Below are 5197 nucleotides of genomic sequence, written 5' to 3' on the forward strand. Positions count from 1 at the left end.
CCATGGGGCTGACGAAACCCCAGACCATTTCTAGGGTTTGGCAAGACAGGCGACGAGCGGGAGGCCAGTCCTGGCCAAGCAATTCAGCCAAGAGCGCCTTCGCGTCAGACCCAGCTCGCGCGAAGAGGCGGTCGTTGCGGCCGCAGAGGAGCACTTTGAGAAGACCCTGGTTCGCATCCGCGGTGAACTCGTTGGATCCGTAGCGGCCCTCTCCCATCCCGGCGGTGGGGATGAAGCCCTGAACTACGGCGAGGTCTTCCTGCGGGACAACGTCCCGGTGATGCTCTACCTGCTGCTCAAGGGCCGCTACCAAATCGTTCGCAACTTCCTCGATATCTCCCTGGAGCTGCAGAGCAGCACCTACCAAACCCGCGGCGTCTTCCCCACCAGCTTTGTCGAGGACGGCGACGAGCTCCTCGCTGACTACGGACAGCGCTCCATCGGCCGGATCACCAGTGTCGATGCCAGCCTCTGGTGGCCTGTCCTCGCCTGGCTCTACGTCAAACGCAGCAAGGACTACGAGTTCGGCGCCAGCCAGAAGGTCCAGCGGGGGATCCAACTGCTGCTCGATCTGGTCCTGCACCCCACCTTCGAGGGCACGCCCGTGCTCTTCGTGCCGGACTGCTCGTTCATGATTGATCGCCCCATGGATGTCTGGGGCGCTCCACTGGAGGTCGAGGCCCTGCTCTTTGGCTGCCTCGGTTGCTGCTGCCAGCTGATGGAGCTGGCGCAGAAAAGCCACAACAGTCGATTGCTGGAGCAGCGACTGGTCCTGACCAAGCAGTGGAAATACGACCTACGCCGCTACCTGCTCAAGCACTACTGGGTGACCAGCAAAACCATGCAGGTCCTGCGCCGCCGCCCCACCGAGCAATACGGCGAGCAGCAGTCCCTCAACGAATTCAACGTCCAGCCCCAGGTCATTCCGCCCTGGCTGCAGGACTGGCTCGAGGATCGCGGCGGCTATCTGATCGGCAACATGCGGACCGGCCGGCCGGACTTCCGCTTCTACAGCCTGGGCAATTGTCTGGGCTGCCTCTTTGGTCTGATCACCGCACCCCAGCAACGGGCTCTCTTCCGCCTGGTGCTGCACAACCGCGATGAGCTCATGGCCCAGATGCCCATGCGCATCTGCCATCCACCGCTCGAAGGGGACAAGTGGAGTGAGAAAACCGGATCAGACCCGAAGAACTGGCCCTGGAGCTATCACAACGGAGGCCACTGGCCGAGCCTGCTCTGGTATCTCGGCGGCGCCGTTCTGCTGCATCAACGGCTCTATCCCACGGCCGATGTCCTGCTGATGGGACAGATGCAGGCCATGCTCGAAGAGTGCTACTGGATGCAGCTCAACCAACTGCCAAGGCAGCAGTGGGCCGAGTACTTCGATGGACCAACCGGCACCTGGGTGGGACAGCAGGCGCGGACCTATCAGACCTGGACCATCGTCGGTTTCCTTCTGCTGCATCACATCCTGCGGGTCAAGACCGACGACGTGGACATGCTCGACATCAACGCGCCCTAAGGGCGGGCACAAAAAAGCCCCGGCACGAGGCCAGGGCTGAAGAACACAAGAGCAGGGCCTTGGATCAGAACAGACCCAGGGTCAGGGACTTGTCGATCGGCAGAGCCGCACCGATGCCCAGATAGATGGTGAACACGGTGCCGAACAGGAAGGCACCCATGGCCACGGGACGGCGGAAGGGGTTCTGGAACTTGTTGAAGCTCTCGATGAAGGGCACCAACATCAGACCCAGGGGGATCATGGTCTGCAGAGCGATACCCAGCAGCTTGTTGGGCACCACGCGCAGGATCTGGAAGACCGGATACAGGTACCACTCAGGAAGGATCTCCAGAGGAGTGGCGAAGGGATCAGCCTTGTCGCCCAGCATCGCGGGGTCGAGAACAGCCAGGCCCACCAGGCAGGCCAGGGTTCCCAGGATCACCACCGGGAAGATGTAGAGCAGGTCGTTCGGCCAGGCGGGCTCGCCGTAATAGTTGTGACCCATGCCCTTGGCGAGCTTGGCCCGCAGCTTGGGATCGCTGAGATCTGGCTTCTTAAGGATGTGCATGAGGGTGACCGACGTTGGAGTCGTTTGTTTCCCAGTGAAGGAAGGCTAGAAACCGCCCTGGGTGTGGCGGAGCCGTCGAAAGAGAAGCCGTCAGGGATCGCAACAAAGCGATCCCCTGGCGGAAATCACAAGGGACCGGAGATGCCCTGCTTCCGGATCATCAGGAAGTGCATGAGCATGAACACGGCCAGCAGCCAGGGCATCACGAAGGTGTGCAGGCTGTAGAAGCGCGTGAGGGTGGCCTGGCCAACGCTCTCGCCGCCGCGCAGCAGCTCAACCATGAAGTCACCGACGACGGGCACGGCTGCGGGAACACCCGAGACGATCTTCACAGCCCAGTAGCCGACCTGATCCCAAGGCAGGGAGTAACCGGTCACACCGAAGGACACGGTGATCACAGCCATGGTCACGCCGGTGATCCAGGTGAGCTCACGGGGGCGCTTGAAGCCGCCGGTCAGGTACACGCGGAAGACGTGCAGGATCAGCATCAGCACCATCATCGAGGCGCTCCAGCGGTGCACGGAGCGGATCAGCCAGCCGAAGCTGACATCGGTCATCAGGTACTGAACCGAGGCGTAGGCCTCAGCCACGGTCGGCTTGTAATAGAAGGTCATCGCGAAGCCGGTCGCGAACTGCACCAGGAAGCAGACCAGGGTGATGCCGCCCAGGCAATAGAAGATGTTGACGTGGGGCGGCACGTACTTCGACGCGACGTCGTCAACGATGTCCTGGATATCCAGGCGCTCGTTGAACCAGTCGTAGACGGGCGATGACTTTCCGCCGGCGGCGGGTGAGGAGTTCGCCATGCAGCGATTGGGTTTGGTTGGCAGAGTCTACCGATCACCTCCTGCCGCTCGTGAGCGCGGCGCCGCTTGTGACATCACCGCCACAAAACCCGACTCCGCGGCGCTCGAGGGAGCTGAGATCCATTGCAGCGCTTGCGCTGTCCTGGTTCTTAAGCCTCTGGCTGACCGCCGCACCGGCCCTGGCCCTCAACGATGGCCAACAGCTCGTGGTTGAGAGCTGGCGCCTGGTGAACCAGAGCTATGTCGATCCCGATCGCTTCGACACCATTCATTGGAAACGGCTGCGGCAGAAAGCACTGGAGCGCTCCATCCAGAGCAGTGCCGATGCCTACGACGCCATCGAGGCGATGCTGGCCCCGATTGGAGATCCCTACACCCGCCTGCTGAGGCCAGCTGACTTCCGAACGCTGAAGGCCAATACAGAAGGAAGCGTCAGTGGGGTCGGCCTGCAGCTCGGGATTCGCCAGGACGACACCGCCATCGTGGTCATTGCCCCGCTCGAGGGCTCCCCGGCGGCCGAAGCCGGCATCAGCAGCGCCAGCGTTCTCAAGAGTGTCGATGGTTTGAGCACAGCGGATTTGGGCCTGGAGGCCACCGCGGCCCGTCTGCGGGGCAAAGAAGGCACCTCCGTTCTGCTGGAGCTGATCACCCCGAGCGGCAAATCCCAAGAGGTGGAACTCAGGCGCCGGCAGGTGGACCTGCAGCCCGTCCGCAGCCGCCTGATCCAAACCGCTGGGCATCGCCTGGGCTACATCCGCATCACCCAGTTCGCCGAACCCGTCCCCCAGGAGCTGGCCAAGGCACTGCAGAAGCTGCAAGCCCAGGACATCGACGGCCTGATCCTGGATCTCAGGAACAACTCCGGTGGCCTCGTCAGCGCCGGCCTGGCCGTCGCCAACGTCTTTTTGGATGGGGGCCCAATCGTCGAGACCCAAAACCGTGATGGCTTTAGCGATGCCCAGCAGGCCAGCCGCGGCCAGCTCTATGACGGCCCGATGCTCACCCTGGTGAACGAAGGCACCGCCAGCGCCAGTGAAATCCTGGCTGGGGCCCTGCAGGACGACCAGCGCTCACCGCTGCTTGGCAGCCGGACCTTTGGCAAGGGCTTGATCCAGACCCTGATCGGCCTGGGGGGTGATGGCAGTGGTCTGGCCGTCACCGTGGCCCGCTACCTCACCCCCAGTGGACGGGATATCCAAAACCTGGGGATCGAACCCGACCAACGCCTGGCGGATCCCGAACCGCTCAATCCCGGCGGCGACGGGGACACCTGGCTGGAGATCGCCCTGAACCAACTCGCTGAGCAGATCGAAGCCGGATGAGCGCCCGCACCTATCACGATCCGCTGCACGGGGCGATCCGACTCTCCCGGCGCGAACCCGCCGAAGCCCTGGCGATCGATCTGATCGACACGCCGGTCTTCCAGCGGCTCAGGCGGATCCGGCAACTGGGGCCGGCCTACCTGACCTTCCACGGGGCCGAGTCCAGCCGTTTCACCCACTCCCTGGGGGTCCTGCATCTCGCCCGCCAGGCCCTGGGAAACCTGGGCCGCAGCCATCCCGAACTGAGCGAGCACCGGGGGGTGCTCTACGCCGCGGCCCTGCTGCACGACGTCGGCCATGGCCCCCTCAGCCACTCCGGCGAGGAGATGTATGGACTGCACCATGAGAGCTGGTCCAGTCGACTGATCCGTGAGCACCCCTCGCTCAGGGAGCCGCTTGAAGCCTTTGCTGAGGGCACGGCCGATCAGGTCGCCGACCTGCTGGAGCACGGCCGCTTTCGCAATCCAGCCATCAAGGCGCTGGTCAGCAGCCAGCTCGATTGCGATCGCCTCGATTACCTGCTGCGGGACAGCTACAACACAGGCGCCAGCTACGGGGTGCTCGACCTCGAGCGCATCCTGGCCAGCCTGACCCTGGCCCCCGATGGCCAACTCGCCCTGCAGCCCAAGGGGCTGATGGCTGTCGAGCACTACCTGGTGGTGCGCAACCTGATGTACCGCAGCGTCTACAACCACCGCCTCAATGTGGTCTGCAACTGGCTGCTGAACCGGACCATTGCGCTGGCCCGGGAACTGGGACCCGATCAGGTCTGGGCCGATGCCGTGATGCAGCGCTGGCTCTGGGAACCCAAGAGCCTTGATCTCGAGGCCTTCCTGGGTAATGACGACGTGAGAACGGGCTATCACCTGCAGCGCTGGCTGGAGGAGGGACCGGCCCCGCTCCAGCAACTCTGCGGACGGGTCCTCAACCGAGAACTGCTGCGGGCCTCCGATCTCAGCCAGCTCCCCCAGGAGAGGCGTCTGGCGCTACTGGCTCGGGC

The 5197-nt window shown here is 63.6% G+C and carries 5 protein-coding genes; 3 read left to right on the top strand and 2 right to left on the bottom strand.

Features of this window, described 5'->3' with window-relative positions; genetic code table 11:
* Positions 1-70: 70 nt before the first annotated feature.
* Positions 71-1522, top strand: coding sequence for a glycoside hydrolase 100 family protein (locus tag QZ189_RS10585; protein ID WP_247479771.1), 1452 nt, complete (start codon positions 71-73; stop codon positions 1520-1522).
* Positions 1523-1586: 64 nt separating this feature from the next.
* Here QZ189_RS10585 and petD read toward each other — a convergent pair whose 3' ends face one another.
* Together petD and petB are read right to left on the bottom strand one after the other, a co-directional pair.
* Positions 1587-2069 carry a cytochrome b6-f complex subunit IV gene (petD, locus tag QZ189_RS10590; protein ID WP_010315067.1) on the bottom strand — a complete coding sequence of 161 codons (483 nt, stop codon included), beginning with the start codon at positions 2067-2069 and terminating at the stop codon, positions 1587-1589.
* Positions 2070-2194: 125 nt separating this feature from the next.
* Positions 2195-2875 carry a cytochrome b6 gene (gene petB, locus QZ189_RS10595; protein WP_010315065.1) on the bottom strand — a complete coding sequence of 227 codons (681 nt, stop codon included), beginning with the start codon at positions 2873-2875 and terminating at the stop codon, positions 2195-2197.
* A gap of 17 nt (positions 2876-2892) precedes the next feature.
* Between petB and ctpZ the strand changes: the two genes are divergently transcribed.
* Together ctpZ and QZ189_RS10605 are read left to right on the top strand one after the other, a co-directional pair.
* A complete protein-coding gene (gene ctpZ, locus QZ189_RS10600; protein ID WP_296421731.1) occupies positions 2893-4197 on the top strand; it encodes a carboxyl-terminal processing protease CtpZ in 1305 nt (434 codons plus the stop codon).
* Positions 4194-5197 (top strand): HD domain-containing protein (locus QZ189_RS10605; protein WP_296421732.1); only part of this gene is annotated, 1004 nt, incomplete at its 3' end. The genes ctpZ and QZ189_RS10605, both read left to right, overlap by 4 nt.

The sequence above is a fragment of the Vulcanococcus sp. CPBay_Sum15L08_68 genome, from assembly GCF_017855895.1.
Lineage (GTDB): Bacteria > Cyanobacteriota > Cyanobacteriia > PCC-6307 > Cyanobiaceae > Vulcanococcus.